Source organism: Kitasatospora sp. NPDC005856 (genome assembly GCF_040629945.1).
Lineage (GTDB): Bacteria > Actinomycetota > Actinomycetes > Streptomycetales > Streptomycetaceae > Kitasatospora.
This window is the reverse complement of the sequence record NZ_JBEXWT010000008.1, coordinates 106,554-127,518: the sequence shown is the minus strand read 5'-3', so window position 1 is coordinate 127,518 and position 20,965 is coordinate 106,554. Positions and strand designations below refer to the sequence as shown.

Genomic DNA, 20,965 nt, shown 5'->3' with positions numbered 1-20,965 from the left:
CGTTCCACGTGGCCTCACGGCCGTTCCCTCGCGCCACCCCGGCCGCCCAGGCCCGGCCCGGCTGCGCCGCTCCGGTCGTCAGCCGTCCGTCTCGGAGGGGTACACCGCCGTGTGCACCGCCCGGAAGAGGGCGGTGACCTCCTCGCCGGTGAGCCCCTGGGACCGCGCCTCGTCCATCCAGTCGGTCAGCGAGGCCCGCAGCGGGGAGTCGGGACCCTCCTCGGCCGGGGCCAGGGAGCGGGTGATGAAGGTGCCCGCTCCCTGCCTGACCTCGGCGAGTCCCGCGCGCTCCAGCTCGCGGTACGCCTTGAGGGTGGTGTTCGGGTTGACCTTGGTGTCCGCCGCGACCTGAGCGGCCGTCGGCAGCCGGTCCCCCGCCTCCAGGGCGCCCATCCGCAGGGCCTGCTCCACCTGTCGCACGATCTGGAGGTACGTCGCCACTCCGCTGCGTCGGTTGATGCGGAACACGACCATTCGTCTCACCTCCTGTTTCGTACTGCCGAAACCATACGCATGTCGCGCCCGGTCCGGCCCTACGCCTTCCCGGACACCCAGCGCACCGTGAACGCGGTGAGTACCGCGGTGGCCGCGAGCAGGATGCCCGCGCCGGTCCACTGCATCGCCGGCATCTGACTGAAGTCGAGGTACTCGATGACGTCGTTGACGATCCCGAGCTTCTCCCTGCAGGCGTCCGCCGCCGCTTCCGTCGATTTGGCGCAGGTTCCCCAGCCGTAGAGGCGGCCGTCGGCGGTACCGATCCAGCTGTCCAGTTCGAACGGATCGTTCAGCTGCTCGCGGATGCCGCCCCCGTACGGGTGGCTGAACATCCGTGACGGCGCGAGGTGGACGCGCAGCTGTCCCCAGACGATCCGGACGACCATCGAGAACGCGAAGGTGACCGCCATCGCCGGGACGACCCGGCGCAGCAGCATGCCGACGGTGACCCCGGCGGCGGTGAGGAAGAGGCACATCGCGGGGAGCATCGGGCCGGTGTGGTCGAAGACGTTCCCGTCGTACCACCGGCCCGGGAACACTCCACGGTAGTGCTTCCACCACCAGGTGAAGAACGCCGAGAGCACCGCACCGGCCAGCAGCGCCGTCGCGTAGCACCAGGCGAGCTTGGCCGTGAGCCACCGGCGGCGGGACACCGACTGGGTGGTGACCAGTTGCAGGGTGCCCCGCTCCTGGTCGCCCGCGATCAGCGGGGCGCCGAGGAAGACGCCGAGGAGGACCGGCAGCATGCCCAGGGCGGTGGTGGTGAGGCTGATGCCCGCCGAGCCGGGCACCGGCATCGGCGGTTCCTTGTCGGGCCAGCCGAGCTCTTCGAGGACTCCGGCCAGGCGGTTGCGCTGGTAGACGATCCAGGCCGATCCGAGCACGACCGCGGCGGCCACGGTGAGCAGCACTGCCCGGTGCTGGCGCACCACGAGCCAGTTCAGCCCACCCAGCAGCCTGCGTCGGGTCTCCCGGGTCGCCGTCCGGGGCGTGTCGGTCAGGGTGGTGCTCATGAGGTGGGGGCCCCTTCGGCCTCGTGACGGGCGCTGGCTGTGTACAGGGCGGGCGCGTCCGGCGAGCGCAGGTGTGCCAGCAGCACTTCCTCCAAATTGGGCTCGGCGACGGCCCATTCGGGGCGCAACGGGCCGTTCGGTCGGATCAGCGCCTGGAACTGCCGCCCCTGGGAGCGGTGTTCGACGACGGTGTGCGGGGCCAGCGGGGCGAGCGGGTCCCCGGCGGTGACGAGCCCCGTCACCAGCGCGTGGGCCGGGACGAGCGCCTCCGTGTCACCCGCCAGCCGGACCCTGCCTCCCGCGAGGACCAGCAGGTAGTCGCACATGTCCTCCAGTTCGGACAGCAGGTGCGTGGACATCAGGACGGTGATGCCGCGTTCGACGGCCTCCGCCATCAGCAGGGAGCTCAGGTCGTGGCGGGCCAGTGGGTCCAGATCGGCCATCGGCTCGTCCAGCATCAGCAGATCGGGCCGTTTGCCGAAGGCGAGCGCGAACGCGACGCGGGTGTGCTGGCCGCCCGAGAGCGTGCCGATCCGGGCGTCCATCGGCACCCGGCCCGACCGGACGATCCGCTCGGCCGAGTCCATGTCCCAGCCGGGGTTGAGCTCGGCGCCCATGCGCAGCGTCTCCGCCACGGTGAACCCCTTGAACAGTGGCTTGTCCTGGCCGAGGAACGCGATCCTCGGCCTCGTCGCCCCATCGCCCGCCGGGACGCCGAACAGCCGCAGCTCCCCCTCCGTCGGCCGCACCTGCTGGGCAGCGAGCCCCAGCAGCGTGCTCTTCCCCGCCCCGTTGGGGCCGACGAGCCCGCAGATACGCCCGGCCGGCAGCCGGAACGAGCAGTCGCGCAGCGCCCAGCCGCGGCGATAGCGCTTCCCCAGACCGCGGGCTTCCATGGCCCAGGCCTCGGGCGAGCCGCCCGGAGCCAATGCGTCTGTCATGCCGCCCACCCTCAATTCCACTAGTCAACTAATGGAATCATGGTCTTGGTGGCGAGAGGGTGTCAAGGCGGGCCGGGAAGCCCCTCGGGCGCACGGGGCGATGAGGGGCCGGCGAGATCGACCTCGCGATCGAACAGGCGCGGAAGCCGATCTCGCCCCGCGACCGCGGCCGGGCGACGCGGAACTGGCGTGCCAGCGCCGCACGTTGGGTCGGCATGGTGATGACGGTGGGTCTGCTCTTCATGGCGGTGCTGGTGATCGTGCCCTTCACACTGGCCTCGATGCGGCATCTCGTGCTGCGATCCGGCCGTCCGGGATGGCTGCACCGCCGACTGGCCGCTCGAGCGCGCAGCAGTGGACTCGGCCTCGGCGCCACCGCGACCGAGGAGTTGCACGCCTTCTTCAACGCCAACAAGCGCGTGCAGATCGAGCAGCGGCGGACTCAGCTGGTCATGCGGGACGACGACCACGCCGGCGCCCCGCCTCGCACGGGCATCGACCTGGACGGCGGCACCGCGGTCCTCCGGGGTCGGAGGTAGAAGAACCTCATGATACGCGTAGCCGGGAAGTGAATTGACGATCCATCAGCACCAGATGGCGCTGACGGATCGCGCTGACGGATCGCCCTCACGTTCCGCCCGCTCCGGACACGCCGGAAGGGCAGAACACCTCCTGTCGAGGCCGCATGCCCATCCCGGACGGGTTCATCACGAGCGGCGGGCGACGGCCCGACGGCCCGACGGCGCGACCGCTCAGGACGGCAGGAAGCGGGCGCCCGGGCCCGGGCTGCGGTAGACGGATTCCGGCGCCAGGCCGGTGTGACCGGCGGCGCAGGCCAGGACGAGGGTGACGGGTTCGTCGCAGTCGTGGTCCTCTGCGGTGCCGTGGCGGACGACGACCGACGGGCCCTGCTCGTCGGCGAGGTGCTTGTCACCCCACTCCAGCAGGGCGATCACGGTGGGCCTCAGGTCGGCGCCCTTCTCGGTGAGGCGGTACTCGAAGCGCTGCCGGTCCCCGGGCTCCTGGTACGCCACGCGGTTCATGACGCCCGCGGCGACGAGGCGGTCGAGCCGGGTGGACAGCAGGTTGCTGGCGATGCCGAGCCGGGCGCGGAACTCCCCGAAGCGGGTGACGCCGTCCAGCGCCTCCCGCACGATCAGCAGCGACCACCGCTCCCCGACCTCCGCGAGGGCACGCCCGACCGAACAGTTCGCCGGGTCGATCCGCCGTGTGTGCCGCTGCTCCGTCATGGCTCGATCCTAGACCGCCCGGAGCATCTGGGTTGACAATCTCCACTCAGCCCCGGCTAGGCTCCGAGCCACCTGAGTTGAGAACTTAAATCCAGGAGACGACGGCCATGCCGATGCTCGACGTCCACATCCCCGAAGGCGCACTCCACCCGGAGGCGGAAGCGGCCCTGCTCAACCGCATCACCGAGATCCTGATCCGCCACGAGGGCTTCGACCCCGCCGACCCGGTCACCCGCTCGGCGTCCTGGCTCTTCCTGCACCGGCCCACCGCCGTCTACGTCGGCGGCGAGATCGCGGACGCCCCGCGCTACAAGGTCGTCCCCTCCGTCCCCGAGGGCCAGCTCGACGCCCGCAAGCGCGCGGGCGTCATCGCCGACGTCACCGAGGCGATCCTGGACGCCGAGGACGACGCCTGGCCGCGCGACCCCGGCCGGGTCTGGGTCTTCCCCACCGAGATCCCCGAGGGCCACTGGGGCGGCTACGGCAGGATCAGGCCCCTCGCGACGATCCTCGCCCGGCTCACCGGCCACGACCGCGACCGGGCCCGCGACCTCGCCGCGCAGCGCATCGCCGAGAGCCGCACCGAGCACACCCGACTGCCGTAGGCGGCGCCGGCCACCTCATGGGCACCATGCGCATGGGCACCGGCCCGGGCAGATCGGCGGTCGACCCCACCGGTCAGTCCCACGCCCACCGCGGCGTGCGGGTCGTCGGCTCCTCCGGCTTCCCGATCTCCGGAACCGCCAACCCCACCCTCACCCTCGTCGCCCTCACCCTCCGCACCGCCGACACCCTCGCCACCGCCCTGTCCTGACGGGCGGACCGCCGACGAAGGACCGCGCCGCGGGCGTGGACCCGGGCGGGGCCCCGCGTTCAGTAGACGACGGCTTCGTCCGACGGCTCGTCGTCGGGAGCGTCACTGAGCCCGAGCCGCTGGTGCTCGATGTGGTAGACGGCCTGGTCGAGCAGCGCGGCGACGTGGTTGTCGAAGAGCGCGTAGACGACCTGACGGCCGTTGCGACGGCCGACGACCAGGCCGAGGTTGCGCAGCAGACGCAGCTGGTGGGAGCAGGCGGACTGTTCCAAGCCGACCTCGGCGGCGAGCTCGGTGGCCGCGCAGGGGCCCTCGCGCAGGCGGGAAAGGATCAGCAATCGGGAGGGGGTGGCGAGCGCCTGGAGGGTGGTCGCCACCCGGGCGGCACTGTCGGCGTCCAGGCGCGTGCGCGGGACGGCGGTGGCGGGAGCGGCTCCATGACCCATGGGGCAATACTACAACCCACACATGAAGAGGTGTTCATATGTTCCTGTATGGTGAATGAGTCCGCCCTCCTGCCGTGTGAAGGGTCCCTTCGCCATGTCCTCCACCGTGATCGAGCGGCCCTCGCCGACGGTCCCGCGCCCGGATTCCCCGCCGCGCCGCCGCACCCGGGTGCTGTCGCTGCCGGAGGCCCGCTGGGCCGCCGCCGCGACGGCGCTCTTCCTGCTCGCGCTGCCGCTCCAGCTCACCGGCGCCCCGGCCTGGGCCTGGGGCCCGCTGTACGTCCTCGCGTACGCCACCGGCGGCTGGGAACCCGCCTGGGCCGGGCTCCAGGCGCTCCGGGAGAAGACCCTCGACGTCGACCTGCTGATGATCGTGGCCGCGCTCGGCGCCGCCGCCGTCGGGCAGGTCATGGACGGCGCGCTGCTGATCGTCATCTTCGCCACCTCCGGAGCCCTGGAAGCGCTGGCCACCGCCCGCACCGCCGACTCGGTGCGCGGACTGCTCGACCTCGCCCCCGCGACCGCCACCCGGCTGCTGCCCGACGGCGGCGAGCAGACCGTGCCGACGGAGGAGCTGGCCGTCGGCGACACGGTCCTCGTCCGGCCCGGCGAGCGGATCGGCGCCGACGGGCGGGTCCTGGACGGAGCGAGCGAGGTCGACCAGGCCACCATCACCGGAGAGCCGCTGCCCGTCGCCAAACAGCGGGGTGACGAGGTGTTCGCCGGCACCCTCAACGGCACCGGCGCCCTGCGGATCGAGGTCGAGCGGGACGCCTCCGACTCGGTGATCGCCCGGATCGTCACGATGGTCGAGGAGGCCTCCGAGACCAAGGCCCCGACCCAGCTGTTCATCGAGAAGGTCGAACAGCGCTACTCGATCGGCATGGTCGTCGCGACCCTCGCCGTCTTCGCGATCCCCCTCGCCCTCGGCGCCGCCTTCACCGGCTCCCTGCTGCGCGCGATGACCTTAATGATCGTCGCCTCCCCCTGCGCGGTCGTGCTGGCCACCATGCCGCCGCTGCTCTCCGCCATCGCCAACGCCGGACGGCACGGCGTGCTGGTCAAGTCCGCCGTCGTCATGGAACGCCTCGGCCAGGTCGACGCCGTCGCCCTCGACAAGACCGGCACCCTCACCGAGGGCACCCCCCGCCTCACCGACCTCCGCCCGCTCCCCCGATCCGGCCTCACCGATGCGCAACTGCTCGCGCTCGCCGCCGCGGCCGAGCACCCCAGCGAGCACCCGCTCGCCCGCGCCGTCGTCGACGACGCCCGCACCCGCGGCCTGGACCTCGCCGCCACCGAGGACTTCACCTCCACCCCTGGCATCGGCGTCACCGCCACCGTCGACGGCCACGCCGTCGCGGTCGGCGCCCCCGCCCGGCTGCTGACCGGCTCCGAGAGCCCCGCCGCCGCCATCGTCGCCGAGCTGGAGCAGGGCGGCCGCACCGCCGTCCTGGTCGAGGTGGACGGCGTGCCGGCCGGTGTGCTCGGCATCGCCGACCGGCTGCGCCCGGACGCAGCCGCCACCGTCACCGCGCTGACGACGCTGACCGGCAGCGCGCCGATGCTGCTCACCGGCGACAACCCGCGGGCCGCCGCCCACCTGGCCTCGGAGGTCGGCATCACCGACGTCCGGGCCGGGCTGCTGCCGCAGGACAAGGTCGCCGCCGTCCGGGAACAGGAGACCGCCGGCCGCAAGGTGCTGGTGATCGGCGACGGCGTCAACGACGCCCCCGCCCTGGCCGCCGCCCACACCGGCATCGCCATGGGCCGGGCCGGCTCCGACCTCGCCCTGGAGACCGCCGACGCGGTGATCGTCCGCGACGAACTCGCCACCGTCCCCACCGTCGTGGCACTCTCCCGGCGGGCCCGCGGCCTCGTCGTGCAGAACCTGGTGATCGCCTCGGTGTTCATCACCGTCCTGGTGGTCTGGGACCTGGTCGCCACCCTCCCGCTGCCGCTGGGCGTACTCGGCCACGAGGGCTCCACCGTCGTCGTCGGCCTCAACGGCCTGCGCCTGCTGCGCGACGCCGCGTGGAAGCAGGCCGGGGAGAAGAACCCGGGCCGGTGAGCCGCCGCACACGCCGCTCCGGCAGGCCCGCCGCACCCGCACCGGGTGCGGCGGGCCGCCGCGGCGGCTGCTGAGGCCCGGCCCGTCTGTCGCGGGTGCCGAAGCCCGCGCCGCGTAGAGGGGGTGTCCCGTAGCGTTTGCCTTCCACCCCGGGGACCCGTGGTGTCCGAAGCGGAGGCTCACATGAACTCGCTCTTCTCGAAAGCCCGTTGGTTAGGCACCCTGGCGGTGGGTGCGGCACTGCTGCTCACCGGGGCCGGCTCCGCCGGCGCCGTCACCGGCACGTCCGACGGGCCGGTGACGGGTATCCCGCGGACCGTCGAGCTCGACTCCTCTCCCGCCTCGGTGGCGGTCAGCCCGGACGGGCGCAAGGCCTACGTCGCGGTGAAGGACAGCATCAACGGCGCCAAGGTGAAGGTGGTCGACACCCAGAGCGGGGCGATCACCGCGGTGGTGACGCTGTCCACCGGGCTCGGGGCCGGCCCGGGACCGCTGGCCGTCAGCCCCGACGGATCGCGCGTCTACGTGCTGTTCTCGACCGCCCGCAAGGCGCCGCTGTCCGACCTCGGCGCCATCGACACGGCCACCGACACGATCGTCTCCAGCACGGCGGCACCGGACCAGCCCCGGCCCGAGGGGACGCTCCCCGGGGCCCTCACCGCACTGGCGGTCAGCCCGGACGGCAGCAGGGTCTACGTCGGGCAGAACGGGCCGGCGCGCTACCACCGCCCGGCCGAGCCGAGCGCCCGGGTCCTGTCCTTCTCCCCGCAGCAGCAGGGCTTCACCGCCGCCGTACCGGTGCCCGGCCGCTACCTGGGCTCGATCGTCACGCCGCCCGTCGGTGACACCGTGTACGCCGCCACCGACGAGAACCTGGTCCGCCTGGACATCGGCACCGGGACCCCGACCGTGGCCGGCGCCATCGCCGCCCCGATCGGCTCCGTCCCGAGCCTGGCCCTCTCCCCGGACGGCACCCGGCTCTACGGCGTGGGGAACGACGGCAACGGCTACGCCGTCGACCTCGCCACCGACACCCTCTCCACCATCGACATCACCCCGGGCCAGTGGCTGCAGAACCCGTCGGTGGGCGCGGACGGCACCCGGCTGTACATGGTCCAGCAGGACCTCACCAGCACCGACGGCAAGGCCTCGGTCCTCGCCCTGGACACCGCGACCAACACCCTCCTCCCGGCAGAGGGCATCACCGGCCTCAACTGGGTGACCGGCCTGGCCCTCGGCCCCGACGCCCACACCTTCTACCTCACCGTCAACTCCACCTTGCAGATCGTCGGTTTCTGACCGGTTCCGCGCCGCCCCGCACCGACGGCGGGACGGCGCGGACCCGAGACCCCGGTCCGGAGCCCAAGGACCAGCGGGCCGATCGGCGACGTCGAGGCAGCCGGGGTGGTCGGCGTGAAGGACCGCGCGCCGATCCCGTGGCCCTGCGAGGACCCCGGGCGCGTGGACGAGCGCCGTGCGGAGGTCGGAATACCGCCGTTCGCCGAGTGCATCGCTCAGTTCTCCACCGCCTGAGTCGCTCCGGCATCCGGCGGATCACGCTCACGCCCGATCCGCCGGACGGACCCTAGTCCCGACCGTCGGGCTTCAACGGCTTGCCCTCCAGGGATGTGGTCGTGAGCGAAGCGCGGAGCTCGGTGGTGACGTCGGCGTGACTGGCAACCGCGCACGTCATCTCCAGCAGCACGAAGCCCACGCGGTGCTTCCCGCGCACCATGACGCCGGAGTCGACCATGCCGTCCATGCCCTCGCACAACCAGTCGTAGACGCTCTGTGCGTCGCCGTCCTGCCACCCTTCGAAAGCCGCCGCCTCGATGCCGAGGGCCAGCTTCTCGGCCAGGTACTCGGGGTCGTAGACGCTGTTGAAGCGGATCGTCAGGCGCTCGAACTCGTGTCCCGCGCCGAACTCCCAGAGCGCCCACAGCTCGTCGACGCCGTCCGCCCTGGGCGTGGCTTCGAGGAACCAGTCGTACCGCTCGATGAAGGGTGCGTGGAGGTCCAGCCATCGGTCGCGTTCGTGCGGCAGAACCATCCAAGGGCTCGGGACCTCTTCGAAGGCCGGCCAGACCACCTCGGGGCAGTCCCAACGCCCCGTCCACGAGCGGACCTTCTCCCGGTTGGCGAGGAACTTCGCGCGTGCTCCATCGGCTTCCCGCCGCTTCCGCCTGCCCAGGACCATGAGCACCCGCCTTCCCCGATCGCTCCCGTCGAGGCACCCCCGCGCTCATCCGCGACTCGAGCCCGGCAGGTGGGAGCTGGATCAGCGTATCGACACACGGGTCGTTCGAAAACCGTTACTGCGCACCGGTGTTGTCGGCCGGTGCCGCACTCGGTCGTATCGGCTCACCCCGGCTCAGCCGTGCACCCGGCCTGCCACGGATTCGGACACCTCGACGAAGGCTCGCACGAGGGGGCGGTCGTCTCCTCGGCGGGTGGCCAGGAGGCCCGCGGCCGGAACGCCGCCCCCGCGTCCGTGAGGCGGACGCTTCGGGAGGTCCGCCGGAACAGCTCGACGCCGACGATCTTCTCGAGCTGCCTGATCTGCTGGGACAGCGCCGGCTGGGCGATGTGCAGCGACTGGGCCGCACGGCCGAAGTGGAGCTCTTCGGCCAGCGCCAGGAAGTACCGCAGGTGGCGGAGCTCGATTCGCTGATCCATATCTCCAGCCTATTGATCGGGGCCCGTGTGCGTATTGGACAGATGGGTGGGCGCGGCCGGAGGCTGACGTGGTGCCGGACAGGACAGGAAGGGAACCCGCCTGATGTCGTACGCCTCCGCCCCGACCGTGGTCTCCTCGATCGCCTCACAGAGCGACGCCGACGCGTTCCGCGCGCTGAACGAGGAGTGGATCTCCCAGCTGTTCACCCTGGAGGAGGAGGACAGGGCCGTTCTCGGGGATCCGTTCGGCCGCATCGTGGGCCCGGGCGGCGACGTGCTCCTGGCCCGCGAGCCCGGAGGCGGTGCCATCCTGGGGTGCGTGGCTCTTCTGGCCTACCCGGACGCCGTGTTCGAGCTGGCGAAGATGGCCGTGACCCCCGCCGCGCGCGGGCGCGGCATCGGCCGCCTGCTCGTGGCCGCGGCGGTCGACCGGGCCCGCGCGCTCGGCGGGGCCCGACTGTTCCTCGGCACGAACAGCAGGCTGGCTCCCGCCGTCCACCTCTACGAGGACGCCGGGTTCGTGAGGATCACCCGCGACCGCCTCCCGGTGGCCGACTACTACGCCCGTGCCGACATCCTCATGGAACTGGGCTGAGCCCCACCCGAGGGCACGGGCGGCACGCGCGGGCGTCGGTGGGTCGGGCGGAGAACACGAACGGAGATGGTCGGCATGGACGGTCACCACCTTGGCGACGGCAATGACTCCTGGCTCAGCAGTGTCGTCGGCGGCGGCGACGGGCCCTTCGGAAGCGGCGGCAAGGGCGGCGGTCCGCTGGGGACCCTTCTCGTGATCCTCCTGGTCTTCGGTGTGCCGATCCTCGTCGTGCTCCTGCTGGCCGACTGACGGTCGGCGGTGGTCGCCGGGCCGGAGGCGAGGCCGCGAGCCGGGTGCGTCGGTCCCGTCCGCGAGGCGCTTCGGCGGGGCCGGGCGATCCCCAGAAATTGGTCTACTCCAATCTGTCCTGAATACGTCGTCACAGCGGGCACCGGCCTGCCGTTCACTGTTCCTCCCGAGCGGCCGGATTCGCCGCCGCACAACCGGTCGACGTGGAGGCGGGATGCGAAGGGCCTTGCGCTGGCTGGTCGTTGGGATTGCCACCGTGTTCGGAGCCGGTGTGCTGGTAGCCGTGCACGTCGACGGCCGGCTGCCGCCCCTGCCTGCCCTGTGCGTGGACGGGATCGTCGGGGTCGGCTGGCTGTCGCTCGTCGCCCTGGCCGTGCCGCCGCGACGGTCTTCGGGGGCGCCGGTGGACGACGGCGACGGGCGGCCGGAGCGGGCCGGCGTCCCGTACCGGACGGACGGCGAGCCTCGCGCGACGGCGCACTGGAGAGGGCGCCACTGGCCCTGACCCCGGCCCTGACTCGGGCCCGAACCCGGTCCCGAACCCGACCCTACGGAATCCGGCCGAGGTCGCGTCGCGGCCTTTCCGCCGTGGGCGGCTCCTGCCACCATGACGCGAGGACCCCGGAGCGAGGGAGAGCTGTGGTACCGACGGTGCGCGTGAGTTCGGCGGTCATGACCCACCCGGTACGCCTGGTTCAGGCCCGCGAGCTGGCCGAGCGGCTCGGGCTGGACGGCCTGGCGCTCGATCCGGAGCCGGACGGCCCGCCCTCGGCCCTGCGGACGGCCCTGGTCGCCTGGGCGGCGGCGGACTCCGGGGGAAGCCATCATCTCGTCGTCCAGGACGACGTGTCCGCCCCGGAGAACCTGGTGGGGCTCGTCGGCCGCGCGGCCACCCGGTTCCCCGACGAGGCCCTGGTGTTCTACACGAACTGGCACGCGCGCAACGGCGGCGCCGCCCGGCTCGCCGCGCTCGCCGGCGCCGCCTGGGTGCGGGCGGTGCCCGACGAGTTCACGCCGTCCCTCGCCGTCTGCCTGCCACTCGACACGGTGGAGGACTTCCGCCGCTTCGCCACCGGCAGTGCCGAGCGGCACGACGACGAGCTGTTCTCCGTCTTCTTCCGGGCCCGTGGCCGGATGAGTCTGATCGCCGTGCCCAACGTGGTGGAGCACATCGGCACCAGCAGCATCAACGGCCATGCCACCCAGGGGATCCGGCTCGCCGTCTGCCCCGTGGACGCCGCCGACGCCGCGCCGCTGCTGGAGCGGGGCCGCGTCCTGGAGGAGCCGGGGTGGATCCCGTACATGCGGTACGGCGAGGGCTACGTGCGGCTCGTCGGCCAGGAGCAGGGCCCGGACGGCGGTCGTGGTCATCACCGCTGGCGCGACGCCCTGCCGGCGACCGGCATTCCCGAGCGGGCCGTGCGCGACGCGGTGGCGGCGGACATGCCGGAGGACCTGGCCTCGGAGGTGGCCGGGCGGTTCGGCCGGAGCTTCGCCGAGGAGCTGTGGATCCACTGCCTCCTGCTCGGCCGGCAGGCGGCCGAGGCCGCCCGCCGGCTGGGCACCGGCCCCGGGGGCACCGACGACACCTGGGGCACCGGCGACGTCCCGCCGACCGCCCTCGCCCGGCTGCGGGAGGCGGCGGTGGCCACGGTCGGCCCCGCCGGTCTGCCGCCCGAGCGCCGCCCCGAGGCCGGTCCGGACGAGGTGCGGCTCATGTCGGCCTTCGCGTGGACCGCCGTCAGGGCCGGGGAGCGGTTGGGTCCGGCGTGACCTCCGGCGGGACCTCGGACACTGCCTCCGACGTGCCGTCCGCCTCGACCGGATGGGTGATCCACACCCCGGGCTCCCAGTACGAGCCGAGGTCCCGTGCGCGCTCGATCCGCAGCGTGGAGAGGCCTCCCGGGAAGACGTAGTCGCCGTCCTCCGGGAAGGCGAGGCCGGTCCAGCGCTCCCATTCGGCCACCGTCCCGGTGATCCGCGACGAGCGTTCCGAGGCTCCGGCGATCGTTCCGCCGGCGCCCACCTGGGTGCGGATCCACGGGTCGAGCGGGGCCCCGTCCGCGCGCCGCCAGCCCGCGTACCGCTCGATCGGCACCAGCGGGTACCGGTCCTTCCAGGTGGGCCGCACCGGTACCAGCACCGTCTCCAGGGCGGCCCACCGCGCCACCTGGCGCATCGCGTCGAGGAGCACGGTGGAGAAGCCCTTGCGCTGGTAGTCCTCGGCGACCTCGATGCCCAGCGCGCACAGGGCGCCGGCGGTCCGGCCCGCCGCGCGGTCCGCGAACGCCCGGGCGATGGAGTCGTCCAGGCCGGGGCCGAGGTCGGCGGCGGTGCCGTCCCAGGTGCGCGGCAGCGAGCGCCCGGCGCCCGCCACCAGCTCGCGCACGTCGTCGTACAGGACGAACTGGTAGTCGGGGAACTCCTCGAACAGCCGGTTCCAGTAGGTGTCGTTGACGTCTCCGTGCAGGTTGTACTCGGGCACGATGCCGGCGAACCGTTCCGGCATGCGGTCCCACAGTTCCGGGCGCTCCGCGTGGGTCACCACGACCAGGGCCATCGGGCCGTTCTCCTCTCCTCGTGGACGTCCGCGTCCTCGTCGACGTCCGCGTCCTCGTCGACGTCCGCGTCCTCGTCGACGGATGCGGGTCCTACGCCGGAACTTCGACGTCCCAGACGATCACGATCGGCAGCCCGTCCCAGGCCGCCCGAGCCGCGTCCGCGATGAACTCCTCGTAACCGCCGGGCGCCAGGCTCCCGTTGAAGAGCGGTTCATGGCAGCCCCGCACCCGCAGCCCCGCACCCGTGAACGCCTCCAGGTACCGCCCGGGGAGGTGGACGTGGTTGCGGACGAAGGCGAGCCGGTCGGCGCCGTGCACGAAGAGGCACTGCCCCTGCAGGGCGACGACGAACGGATGGAGGTCCGACACCAGGATCCGCCCGCCCGGACGGACCACCCGGGCCAGCTCGGACACCCCTGCCGCCAGGTCCGGAAGGTGGGTCATGGCCAGGGAGCAGACGGCGAGATCGACCGAGTCGTCGTCGAGCGGCAGCTTCTCCAGGTGCCCGAGCCGGAGCTCGGCCTCGGGGGCGCGCTCGCGGGCCCTGGCCAGCATCTCGGGCGACTGGTCCACGCCGATGGTGCGGTGCCCGCGGGCGGCGAGGGCGCCGGTCTGGCGGCCGGTGCCGCAGGCGGCGTCGAGGGCGGTGCCGGTGGGGAGGGTGTCGAGGATCGCGTGCAGCACGGGCTCCTCGACCTCGATGTACGAGCTGGGCAGCGAGTCGTACACCGCCGACCAGGAGGCGTAGCCCTCGGCGGCGTCGAGTTCGCTGACGGCGGCGCCGCCGTCCGGCAGCGGCTCCTCACCCGACGCGAAGCGCCGGATGTCCTCGACGCGTTCCCAGAGGAACTCCTCCTCCCCGTCCACGGCGTGGCGCAGAAGTGCCAGCCCCTCGATTCCCAGGACGAGTTCCCGTACCCGGAATTCACTGCTCATGAGAGCCCCTTGTCGATGACCGGAGGTGACGGATTTCGCGGCAGCCGGTGGGGCGCGGCCGGATTCCGCCCTACCCGGTTCGACGGAAAGAACTCGGCCGGCCGGGCCGGGTGTCCGAAAGGCGGCCCCGAATGACCGGTTCACGGCACCGTTGCCCGGAATTCCGACACCTCCTACCATGGCTTGCCGATGCGACCGGAATGAATATTCGACGGTCGATCGTTCTGCTGGGGAGGCGGAATGATAGAGGGATATCTCGGACGGGAAAGCGTCACTTCCGGGGGAGAGCTGAGGGTCCACGTCTCCACCGACGCCGCCCGGTTCCGGCTGAGGTTCTACCGGCTGGGAGAGACGGTGGACCTGGTAGCGGAGACGGGCTGGCACCCCGGTTCGCTCCACCTGCCGCCCCCGCACCCCGACGGCACACCCGGTCGGGCCTCGCCCGCCCACGACTGGGACTGGCCGCCGCTCACCCTGCCCGTGCCCGAGGACTGGACTCCCGGCATGCACCTCGTCCAGTTCATCGAGGAAGCCCAGGACGTCAAGGAAGCCAAGGGTGCCGAGGGAGCCGAGGAGACCGGGGAAGCCGAGGCCGGCGACGCCCCGCCGCCGCTGGACGCCGCGAGCATCGAAGGCCCCGCCCGCGAGTTCTTCGTCGTGCGGCCCCGGCGGGCCGGGAGCCGCTCCCGCATCCTCTACAAGAAGTCGACCTTCACCCGGCACGCCTACAACCGCTCCGACCGGCCGGGCGAGGAGCGCGCCGTCAGCCTCTACGACCACCCGGTGTACCTGTCGGACGGCGCTCTCCGCGGACACAAAGTGAGCCTGCACCGGCCGGGTGGAATCATCGACCTCGCCTACTGGGACGCCCCGTTCATCGCCTGGCTGGAACGCAACGACTACCCGGTCGAATTCTGCACGGATCTCGATCTCCACGAGGACCCGGAGCTACTCTCCTCCTACGATCTCCTGCTCAGCGTCGGCCACGACGAATACTGGAGCGAGGCGATGCGCGCCCACGCCGAGCGATTCGTCCGGGAGGGCGGGAACATCGCCTTCCTCAGTGCCAACACCTGCTGGTGGCGAATTCACCCGACCGACGGGAACACCGCCTTCGTCTCCGACACCGACCACCACGTGGGGGACGATTATCCGCACCTCCCCGCGACCGACCAGTGGTGGCCGGCGGCGCCCGACGGCGCGGGCCGCCCCGAGAACTCCCTCACCGGGGTGAGTTTCCGCAACGGCGGAATGTGGCCGAGCACCGAATGGCCCGGGGACCGTCCGCGCGCGGGGTACACCGTGCAGCACGCCGACCACTGGTTCTTCGCCGGCACCGGTCTGCGCGACGGCTCCGACGGCGGTGAGCCCGACCGGCTCGGCGCGGGCACCCCGCTCATCGGATACGAGTGCGACGGCGCCGCCTACGTCCGGGACGCCCGGGGCGTGGCCCGGGCGACCGGGGAGGACGGCACTCCGGCCTCCTTCCTCATCCTCGGCATCCACGTCCTCGATCCGGTCCACGAGGACTTCCACCACTTCAAGTGGGGCCACTGGAACGGCCCGGTCCGGGAGCCGGGCCTCACCAGCCCCCGGGCCGCGACCATGGGCGTCCACACCGCCGGGGGCACCGTGTTCACCGCGGGCACCACCGACTGGCCCGTGGTCTGCGGGAGGGAACAGGACGCCGGCGTCGTCCAGGTCACCCGCAACCTCCTGGACCGGCTGCGGCACCGCACGGCACGCCGCTGAGCAGTTCCCGCAGCCCGCGGATCCGGGCCGCGCCGGCCGGCAGCGGCGGTTCCGCTCCGCGGACCGCCGGGTCCGGCCGGCGCAGGTGGACGGGCCGCAGCCCGGCGGCGAGCGGTCCGAGGACGTCGGGCGCCCACATGTCCCCGACGAACAGCACCTCCCCCGCCCGCAGCCCGCACCGCTCCAGCAGCACCCGGTAGATCAGCGGGTGCGGCTTGCGCGCCCCCGCCCGGGCGGAGCCGACCACGACGTCGACCACCGCGCCCAGGCCGAGCTCCTCGACGTGATCCTCCAGGTTCCAGAACCAGTTGGAGCAGATGCCGACCAGCAGGCCGCGGTCGCGGAGCTCCCCGAGGACGGGGCGGACGTCCTCGAAGAGCTCCAGCCGGACGGCCTTCATGGCCCGGTCGATCTCCGCGACCAGGCCGTCGAGCTCGCGGTCCGGCACCCCGCAGGCCCGCGCCCTGGTCCGCAGCCGCTCCAACTCCCAGCGGTGGTAGGCGGTTTCGTCGACCGAGTGGGCCGCGTGCTCCTCGCCCTCGCCGGGGCCCACCGCCCACTGGTCACCCCAGCGGGCGCCCTGGGCGGCCAGGCCCCGGCGTCCGAAGATCGCTCGGTGGTCGGGTGGCAACGGCTCGACCATCCGCACCAGCGTCCCGTAGAAGTCGAAGACGGCGGCACGGATCCCCGGCGACGACGCGTACGGCAACGCGCTCGGCGACACGTACGGCGACGCATTCGGCGACGCGTCCGGCAGCGCGCTCGGCACCGGGCCGGCCTCAGTACCGGCCGTACCGGCGCGGGAAGTAGTCCTGGAGCCCGCCGTCCCGCTCGATGTCGACGGTCGCGCAGTGCAGCCCGCCGCCGAACGGCCCGACCGCCCGGAACGGCACCGGGACGATCTCGAAGCCGTACGAGGAGAGTTGCTCCGCCAGCCGGACCTCCTTCTCCTCGATGCACAGGGTGTTCTCGTCGAGGTTCAGCATGTTCCCGGCGAGCCACGGGCTGCAGAACGACAGCTTCGGCGGGTGGTCCCAGCTCGCGGGCTGCACCGCCTCGACGATCTCCCAGTCGTTGAGCCGGAAGAACTCCATCAGCTCGGCGTCCGCGAGCCGCTCGCCGCAGTGCAGCACCAGGCCGGGGCGCAGCGGCACCCAGGTGGCGTCGATGTGCAGCGGGTGGGTGTTGGTGGAGGTGACGGCGTGCACCCGGTGGTCGGGGAAGTGGCGCTTGAGCCACTGGTAGCCGCTACGGTTGGTGACGAAGGACAGCTGGACGAACAGGTCCTTGCCGAAGCGGGCGACGTCGGCGGCGTCGAACAGGGGCTCGGCCTCGGTCAGCACCAGGTCGTAGTCGCGGACCCGGGCCAGTTGTTCCTCGGTCGACAGGTCGTTGTAGGTGTCCCAGAACTTGGTGTGGTACGAGGCGTCGGTGAGGCGGGGTTTCGGGGCGGCCTCCCAGCGCATGCGTTCGTCGGCCTCGAACAGGCTCTGCAGCACGGGCCGGTAGCAGAGGTACTCGTGCCAGCGGCTTCGGTAGGACATGGTCGCCTCGAGGACCTCGTTGCCGACGGTCAGCAGCAGGTCGCGGGGCGGCATGCAGCCGAACATGGAGTCGTGGGTCCAGTCGGGCGTGCCGACCTGCCGGGTGAAGTCGACGGGGGTGGGGCGGTCGACGCGGATGCCGCGGCGGCGCAGCAGTTCGGCGAAGTCGTCGAGCTGCTGTTCGGCCTCGGCGACCATGTCCGCGGGCATCGGGCCGTGGGTTCCCAGCGGGAAGCCGTCGTCGGGGTAGTCCCGGCGGACCGCGTGTTCGGGAGCCTGGACCACGGTGCCCTCGGCGCGCCCGACGATCACATGACGCAGGGGGTCCCAGCCGTTCCAGGCGTTGACCCTCACCGGCCGTTCGGTGGTGCCGGGGTTCGCCTCGGGCGCGGTCGTCGTCTGCTCGGTCACGTACAAGCCCTTCGATCGGGGTCGTGTGGGTGACGCAGAGGCCCAACCTGCGGGTGCCACCCAGGAGGAGTCAAGGCGTTGCGCCCTCTGCGGGACACCGAACGTCATCTTCCGGCCGAATGTCCGCGCCTCCGCGCCGTGGGCGTATCGGACGGGTAGTCAGAAGACCGCCCCCATAGCGAACTTGGAGACCCCATGGCCATTCGCATGCCTTTTCGCCCCTTGGTTCTCACGTTGCTCCTGTCCATGGCCGCCGCCGGGTGCGGCTCCGGATCGGGCGGCGGTTCCGGGGCCGGCGGCAAGCTGACGGTGTGGCTGGCCGTGGACGCCCAGGAGAGTTGGCCGCAATTGGTCCAGTCCACTAACGACCGTTTCGCCAAGGCCCACCCCGGGGTCCAGGTCGAGGTCCAGTACCAGCAGTGGACGACGAAGAACCAGAAGCTGGACGCCGTCCTCGCCGGGAAGAACGTGCCCGACGTGGTGGAGATGGGCAACAGCGAGACCACCAACTACATCGTCAACGGCGCCTTCGCCACCCTCGACCCGGCGGGCTTCGACCAGTCGGGCGCCTGGCTGCCGGCACTCGCCGACGCGTGCCGGAACAACGGCAAGGCGTACTGCGTGCCCTACTACGTCGGGGCCCGGGTCGGTGTCTACCGCACCGACTACTTCGCCCAGGCCGGTGTGCCGGGCGCCCCGAAGACGTACCCCGAGCTCCTGTCCGCGTTCGACAAGCTGAAGAGCACCCTCGGCGCCCAGGACCCGAACTTCTCCGCCTTCTACATGCCCGGCCGGTACTGGTACGCGGCCATGGCCTTCGTGAAGGACGCGGGCGGCGAGATCGCGGTGAAGGAGGGCGAGCGCTGGAAGGCCTCGCTGTCCTCGCCGAAGTCCGTCGCCGGGCTCACCGAGTGGAAACGGCTGATCGACGCCTACTACGTCGGCGACCGTGCCAAGGACAACGGCGACCAGCCGGCCGTCGTCGGCCAGGGCCGCGTGGGCGTCTTCTACGGCAACACCTGGGAGGCCGACGCCGCCGCCGACGAACGCTCCGGCGGGGATCCGAAGCTGAAGGACAAGTTCGCCACCTTCCCCTTCCCCGGCCCGTCCGGAAAGCTCCTGCCGCCGTTCCTGGGAGGTTCCACCCTTGCGGTGCCGGCCAAGTCGACGCGCAAGGACCTGGCCACCGACTGGATCAGGATGTTCACCGACCGGGAGTCGCAGAAGACGCTGATCGCCGCGAACACCCTGCCCAACAACACCACCCAGCTGGCCGAGGTCGCCGCCGGCGGCATCAACGGCCCGGCCGCCCAGGCCGCGGCGACCGGGGGCTGGATGACCCCGTTCGCGCCCGGCTGGACGTCGGTGGAGAAGTCCAACGTCCTGCCCGAGATGCTCGAGCGGATCGCCAACGGCAAGGCGTCGGTGCAGGACGCCGCGCGGGAGGCGGACCGGCGGATCGACGAAGTGATCAATGAGCGCTGACCGGGGCCGGCGGCGGCGCCCGCTGCTGCCGTACCTGCTGATCGGCCCGACCGTCCTCGCGCTCGTCCTGGTGCTCGGCTACCCGCTCGTGGACATGGTCGTCCTCTCCTTCCAGGACATGACCCGCGAGCAGCTGTTCAGTGGCACCTCGCCGCCGTGGGCCGGGCTCGACCAGTTCCGCAGGATCCTCGGCGACGGGTTCTTCTGGACGGTGGTGGCCCGCACGGTGCTCTTCACGGCGGTGTGCGTCGCCCTCACCGTGCTGTGCGGGCTGTTCACCGCCCGGCTGATGCACCGGGTCTCCCCGTGGGTGCGGGCCGTCATCGCCGGGGTGCTGGTCACCGTGTGGGCGATGCCCGTCATGGTCGCCGCCTCGATCTTCCGCTGGCTCTTCGACGCCGACTACGGCGTGGTGAACTGGCTGCTCTCCAACCTGCCCGGGGTCGACCTGGCCCGCCACAACTGGTTCACCGACCCCTGGCAGGGGTTCTCCGTCATCGTCGCCGTCGTGGTGTGGGGCTCACTGCCGTTCGCCGCGATCACCCTGCGGGCCGCGCTGGCCCAGGTGCCGCCCGAGCTGGAGGAGTCCGCCGTGCTCGACGGGGCCCGGCCGTTCCAGGTCTTCCGGCACGTCACCCTGCCGGTGATCAGGCCGGTGCTCGTCATGGTCACCACGCTGTCGGCGATCTGGGACTTCGGCGTGTTCAACCAGATCTGGCTGATGCGCGGCGGCCAGCCCGAGCGGGAGTACTACCTGCTGGGCGTCTACTCCTTCATCGAGTCCTTCGCCGTCAACCGGTACAGCACCGGGGCGGCGATCGCGCTGGTGACCGTCGTGCTGCTGCTCGCCGGATCGGTCGTCTACCTGCGTCAGATGTTCAGGACGGGAGAGATCGAATGAGGCGACGGCGGTCGCTGGGCCACGACCTGCTCGGGCTGCTCGTCGCGGCGGTGATCGGCTTCCCCGTCTACTGGATGGTGCTCACCGCGTTCCGGCCGGCCACCGAGATCCTCAGCCTGCCACCGGAGTTCTGGCCGGGCCGGTTCACGCTCGACAACTTCGCCCGGGCCCTGCGCACCGAGACCTTCTGGGCCAACGTCCGCTCCAGCACGGTCATCGGCCTGGGCACCGTCCTGGTGTCCCTGGTCGTCGGCGCGCTCGCCGCCTTCGCCCTCGCCCGGTTCCGCTTCACCGGCCGCAGGGCGTTCGTCGTGGTGATCCTGATCGTCCAGATGGTCCCGCTGACGGCCCTGATCATCCCCGTGTACCTGCTGCTGAACGACATCGGGATGACCGACAGCCTCACCGGCGTGATCCTCACCTACCTGGTGTTCACGCTGCCCTTCACGGTGTGGATGCTGCGCGGCTTCATCGCCGGCGTCCCCGTGGAACTGGAGGAGGCGGCCATGGTCGACGGCTGCGGCCGCCTCGGCGCGTTCCGCCGGGTGGTGCTCCCGCTGCTCGCCCCCGGCATCGTCGCCACCTCCGTCTTCGCGCTCGTCCAGGCGTGGAACGAGTACGTCCTCGTCTACGTCCTGCTGTCGAGCCCGAAGAAGCAGACCGTCAGCATCTGGCTGGTCTCCTTCCAGACCAGCTTCGGGACGGACTACGGCGGACTCATGGCGGGTGCCACGCTGACCGCCCTGCCCGTCGTGGTCTTCTTCCTCGTCGTCCAGCGCAGGATCGCCTCCGGCCTCGCGGCCGGCGCGGTCAAGGGCTGACCGC

22 protein-coding genes and 1 pseudogene are annotated in these 20,965 nt (G+C 72.0%); 12 read left to right on the top strand and 11 right to left on the bottom strand.

Going from position 1 to position 20,965, the window contains the following annotated elements; translation table 11 throughout:
* Positions 1–78 precede the first annotated feature (78 nt).
* Genes ABZ449_RS07890 through ABZ449_RS07880 form a run of 3 tightly spaced genes read right to left on the bottom strand, consistent with a single transcriptional unit; the run spans position 79 to position 2,449 of the window.
* Positions 79–474: a GntR family transcriptional regulator gene (locus ABZ449_RS07890; RefSeq protein WP_360341940.1), complete on the bottom strand. Its 396-nt coding sequence runs from the start codon at positions 472–474 to the stop codon at positions 79–81.
* A gap of 59 nt (positions 475–533) precedes the next feature.
* On the bottom strand, positions 534–1,508 hold the full coding sequence (locus tag ABZ449_RS07885; RefSeq protein ID WP_360341937.1) for an ABC transporter permease subunit: 975 nt from the start codon (positions 1,506–1,508) through the stop codon (positions 534–536).
* On the bottom strand, positions 1,505–2,449 hold the full coding sequence (locus tag ABZ449_RS07880) for an ABC transporter ATP-binding protein (protein WP_360341934.1): 945 nt from the start codon (positions 2,447–2,449) through the stop codon (positions 1,505–1,507). The genes ABZ449_RS07885 and ABZ449_RS07880 overlap by 4 nt, the downstream gene beginning before the upstream one ends.
* Before the next feature lie 215 nt (positions 2,450–2,664).
* Here ABZ449_RS07880 and ABZ449_RS07875 point away from each other — a divergent pair, with 215 nt between their 5' ends.
* Positions 2,665–2,988: a DUF6191 domain-containing protein gene (locus tag ABZ449_RS07875; RefSeq protein WP_360341931.1), complete on the top strand. Its 324-nt coding sequence runs from the start codon at positions 2,665–2,667 to the stop codon at positions 2,986–2,988.
* Positions 2,989–3,201: 213 nt separating this feature from the next.
* Here ABZ449_RS07875 and ABZ449_RS07870 read toward each other — a convergent pair whose 3' ends face one another.
* Positions 3,202–3,699 carry a helix-turn-helix domain-containing protein gene (locus ABZ449_RS07870; RefSeq protein ID WP_360341928.1) on the bottom strand — a complete coding sequence of 166 codons (498 nt, stop codon included), beginning with the start codon at positions 3,697–3,699 and terminating at the stop codon, positions 3,202–3,204.
* Between the two features lie 244 nt (positions 3,700–3,943).
* Between ABZ449_RS07870 and ABZ449_RS07865 the strand changes: the two genes are divergently transcribed.
* Positions 3,944–4,513 carry a GMC oxidoreductase gene (locus ABZ449_RS07865; protein ID WP_360342035.1) on the top strand — a complete coding sequence of 190 codons (570 nt, stop codon included), beginning with the start codon at positions 3,944–3,946 and terminating at the stop codon, positions 4,511–4,513.
* Positions 4,514–4,572: 59 nt separating this feature from the next.
* Here ABZ449_RS07865 and ABZ449_RS07860 read toward each other — a convergent pair whose 3' ends face one another.
* Entirely contained in the window at positions 4,573–4,959 is a 387-nt protein-coding gene (locus ABZ449_RS07860) for a metalloregulator ArsR/SmtB family transcription factor (RefSeq protein WP_360341925.1), read from the bottom strand.
* Between the two features lie 94 nt (positions 4,960–5,053).
* Between ABZ449_RS07860 and ABZ449_RS07855 the strand changes: the two genes are divergently transcribed.
* Positions 5,054–7,030, top strand: coding sequence for a heavy metal translocating P-type ATPase (locus tag ABZ449_RS07855; protein ID WP_360341922.1), 1,977 nt, complete (start codon positions 5,054–5,056; stop codon positions 7,028–7,030).
* A gap of 183 nt (positions 7,031–7,213) precedes the next feature.
* Entirely contained in the window at positions 7,214–8,329 is a 1,116-nt protein-coding gene (locus ABZ449_RS07850) for a YncE family protein (protein ID WP_360341919.1), read from the top strand.
* Positions 8,330–8,615: 286 nt separating this feature from the next.
* Here the strand turns inward: ABZ449_RS07850 and ABZ449_RS07845 are convergent, their stop codons facing one another.
* Together ABZ449_RS07845 and ABZ449_RS07840 are read right to left on the bottom strand one after the other, a co-directional pair.
* A complete protein-coding gene (locus ABZ449_RS07845; RefSeq protein ID WP_360341916.1) occupies positions 8,616–9,080 on the bottom strand; it encodes a hypothetical protein in 465 nt (154 codons plus the stop codon).
* A 422-nt stretch (positions 9,081–9,502) separates the two neighbouring features.
* Positions 9,503–9,694: pseudogene (locus ABZ449_RS07840) on the bottom strand (LysR family transcriptional regulator); the annotation flags it as partial.
* Between the two features lie 115 nt (positions 9,695–9,809).
* Here ABZ449_RS07840 and ABZ449_RS07835 point away from each other — a divergent pair.
* From ABZ449_RS07835 to ABZ449_RS07820, 4 genes are all read left to right on the top strand, one after another.
* Positions 9,810–10,301, top strand: a complete 492-nt coding sequence (locus ABZ449_RS07835) for a GNAT family N-acetyltransferase (RefSeq protein ID WP_360341913.1) — start codon at positions 9,810–9,812, stop codon at positions 10,299–10,301.
* Positions 10,302–10,376: 75 nt separating this feature from the next.
* On the top strand, positions 10,377–10,550 hold the full coding sequence (locus tag ABZ449_RS07830; RefSeq protein ID WP_360341910.1) for a hypothetical protein: 174 nt from the start codon (positions 10,377–10,379) through the stop codon (positions 10,548–10,550).
* 214 nt (positions 10,551–10,764) lie between these two features.
* On the top strand, positions 10,765–11,055 hold the full coding sequence (locus ABZ449_RS07825) for a hypothetical protein (protein WP_360341907.1): 291 nt from the start codon (positions 10,765–10,767) through the stop codon (positions 11,053–11,055).
* 152 nt (positions 11,056–11,207) lie between these two features.
* The gene (locus ABZ449_RS07820) at positions 11,208–12,323 is read left to right on the top strand and encodes a hypothetical protein (RefSeq protein ID WP_360341904.1); all 1,116 of its coding nucleotides are present in this window, start codon (positions 11,208–11,210) and stop codon (positions 12,321–12,323) included.
* Here the strand turns inward: ABZ449_RS07820 and ABZ449_RS07815 are convergent.
* Both ABZ449_RS07815 and ABZ449_RS07810 read right to left on the bottom strand, forming a co-directional pair.
* Complete coding sequence (locus ABZ449_RS07815; protein WP_360341901.1) at positions 12,292–13,110, bottom strand: N-acetyltransferase; 819 nt, start codon at positions 13,108–13,110, stop codon at positions 12,292–12,294. The genes ABZ449_RS07820 and ABZ449_RS07815 overlap by 32 nt on opposite strands.
* A 91-nt stretch (positions 13,111–13,201) precedes the next feature.
* Positions 13,202–14,047, bottom strand: a complete 846-nt coding sequence (locus ABZ449_RS07810; RefSeq protein ID WP_360341898.1) for a class I SAM-dependent methyltransferase — start codon at positions 14,045–14,047, stop codon at positions 13,202–13,204.
* Positions 14,048–14,287: 240 nt separating this feature from the next.
* On the opposite strand from ABZ449_RS07810, the gene ABZ449_RS07805 reads away from it, so the two are divergent.
* Positions 14,288–15,799, top strand: coding sequence for a N,N-dimethylformamidase beta subunit family domain-containing protein (locus ABZ449_RS07805; RefSeq protein WP_360341895.1), 1,512 nt, complete (start codon positions 14,288–14,290; stop codon positions 15,797–15,799).
* On the opposite strand, the gene ABZ449_RS07800 is transcribed toward ABZ449_RS07805, so the two are convergent.
* Positions 15,750–16,568 (bottom strand): HAD family hydrolase, encoded by an 819-nt coding sequence (locus ABZ449_RS07800; RefSeq protein WP_360341892.1) that lies wholly within the window; start codon positions 16,566–16,568, stop codon positions 15,750–15,752. The genes ABZ449_RS07805 and ABZ449_RS07800 overlap by 50 nt on opposite strands.
* A gap of 10 nt (positions 16,569–16,578) precedes the next feature.
* The gene (locus ABZ449_RS07795; protein WP_360341889.1) at positions 16,579–17,754 is read right to left on the bottom strand and encodes a serine/threonine protein kinase; all 1,176 of its coding nucleotides are present in this window, start codon (positions 17,752–17,754) and stop codon (positions 16,579–16,581) included.
* Positions 17,755–18,000: 246 nt separating this feature from the next.
* Here ABZ449_RS07795 and ABZ449_RS07790 point away from each other — a divergent pair, with 246 nt between their 5' ends.
* From ABZ449_RS07790 to ABZ449_RS07780, 3 genes are read left to right on the top strand one after another with little or no spacing between them, the layout of a single operon-like run.
* The gene (locus ABZ449_RS07790) at positions 18,001–19,239 is read left to right on the top strand and encodes an extracellular solute-binding protein (RefSeq protein ID WP_360341886.1); all 1,239 of its coding nucleotides are present in this window, start codon (positions 18,001–18,003) and stop codon (positions 19,237–19,239) included.
* Positions 19,229–20,140 (top strand): sugar ABC transporter permease, encoded by a 912-nt coding sequence (locus ABZ449_RS07785; RefSeq protein ID WP_360341883.1) that lies wholly within the window; start codon positions 19,229–19,231, stop codon positions 20,138–20,140. Before ABZ449_RS07790 ends, ABZ449_RS07785 begins: the two co-directional genes overlap by 11 nt.
* Positions 20,137–20,961, top strand: a complete 825-nt coding sequence (locus ABZ449_RS07780; protein WP_360341880.1) for a carbohydrate ABC transporter permease — start codon at positions 20,137–20,139, stop codon at positions 20,959–20,961. The genes ABZ449_RS07785 and ABZ449_RS07780 overlap by 4 nt, the downstream gene beginning before the upstream one ends.
* The last annotated feature ends 4 nt before the right edge of the window (positions 20,962–20,965 follow it).

What these genes read in the sequence shown, in the direction of transcription:
- ABZ449_RS07890 (WP_360341940.1), bottom strand. Translation starts at nt 474, where the DNA reads ATGGTCGTGTTCCGCATCAACCGACGCAGCGGAGTGGCGACGTACCTC.
- ABZ449_RS07885 (WP_360341937.1), bottom strand. Translation starts at nt 1,508, where the DNA reads ATGAGCACCACCCTGACCGACACGCCCCGGACGGCGACCCGGGAGACC.
- ABZ449_RS07880 (WP_360341934.1), bottom strand. Translation starts at nt 2,449, where the DNA reads ATGACAGACGCATTGGCTCCGGGCGGCTCGCCCGAGGCCTGGGCCATG.
- ABZ449_RS07875 (WP_360341931.1), top strand. Translation starts at nt 2,665, where the DNA reads ATGGTGATGACGGTGGGTCTGCTCTTCATGGCGGTGCTGGTGATCGTG.
- ABZ449_RS07870 (WP_360341928.1), bottom strand. Translation starts at nt 3,699, where the DNA reads ATGACGGAGCAGCGGCACACACGGCGGATCGACCCGGCGAACTGTTCG.
- ABZ449_RS07860 (WP_360341925.1), bottom strand. Translation starts at nt 4,959, where the DNA reads ATGGGTCATGGAGCCGCTCCCGCCACCGCCGTCCCGCGCACGCGCCTG.
- ABZ449_RS07855 (WP_360341922.1), top strand. Translation starts at nt 5,054, where the DNA reads ATGTCCTCCACCGTGATCGAGCGGCCCTCGCCGACGGTCCCGCGCCCG.
- ABZ449_RS07850 (WP_360341919.1), top strand. Translation starts at nt 7,214, where the DNA reads ATGAACTCGCTCTTCTCGAAAGCCCGTTGGTTAGGCACCCTGGCGGTG.
- ABZ449_RS07845 (WP_360341916.1), bottom strand. Translation starts at nt 9,080, where the DNA reads ATGGTTCTGCCGCACGAACGCGACCGATGGCTGGACCTCCACGCACCC.
- ABZ449_RS07835 (WP_360341913.1), top strand. Translation starts at nt 9,810, where the DNA reads ATGTCGTACGCCTCCGCCCCGACCGTGGTCTCCTCGATCGCCTCACAG.
- ABZ449_RS07830 (WP_360341910.1), top strand. Translation starts at nt 10,377, where the DNA reads ATGGACGGTCACCACCTTGGCGACGGCAATGACTCCTGGCTCAGCAGT.
- ABZ449_RS07825 (WP_360341907.1), top strand. Translation starts at nt 10,765, where the DNA reads ATGCGAAGGGCCTTGCGCTGGCTGGTCGTTGGGATTGCCACCGTGTTC.
- ABZ449_RS07815 (WP_360341901.1), bottom strand. Translation starts at nt 13,110, where the DNA reads ATGGCCCTGGTCGTGGTGACCCACGCGGAGCGCCCGGAACTGTGGGAC.
- ABZ449_RS07810 (WP_360341898.1), bottom strand. Translation starts at nt 14,047, where the DNA reads ATGAGCAGTGAATTCCGGGTACGGGAACTCGTCCTGGGAATCGAGGGG.
- ABZ449_RS07805 (WP_360341895.1), top strand. Translation starts at nt 14,288, where the DNA reads ATGATAGAGGGATATCTCGGACGGGAAAGCGTCACTTCCGGGGGAGAG.
- ABZ449_RS07790 (WP_360341886.1), top strand. Translation starts at nt 18,001, where the DNA reads ATGGCCGCCGCCGGGTGCGGCTCCGGATCGGGCGGCGGTTCCGGGGCC.
- ABZ449_RS07785 (WP_360341883.1), top strand. Translation starts at nt 19,229, where the DNA reads ATGAGCGCTGACCGGGGCCGGCGGCGGCGCCCGCTGCTGCCGTACCTG.
- ABZ449_RS07780 (WP_360341880.1), top strand. Translation starts at nt 20,137, where the DNA reads ATGAGGCGACGGCGGTCGCTGGGCCACGACCTGCTCGGGCTGCTCGTC.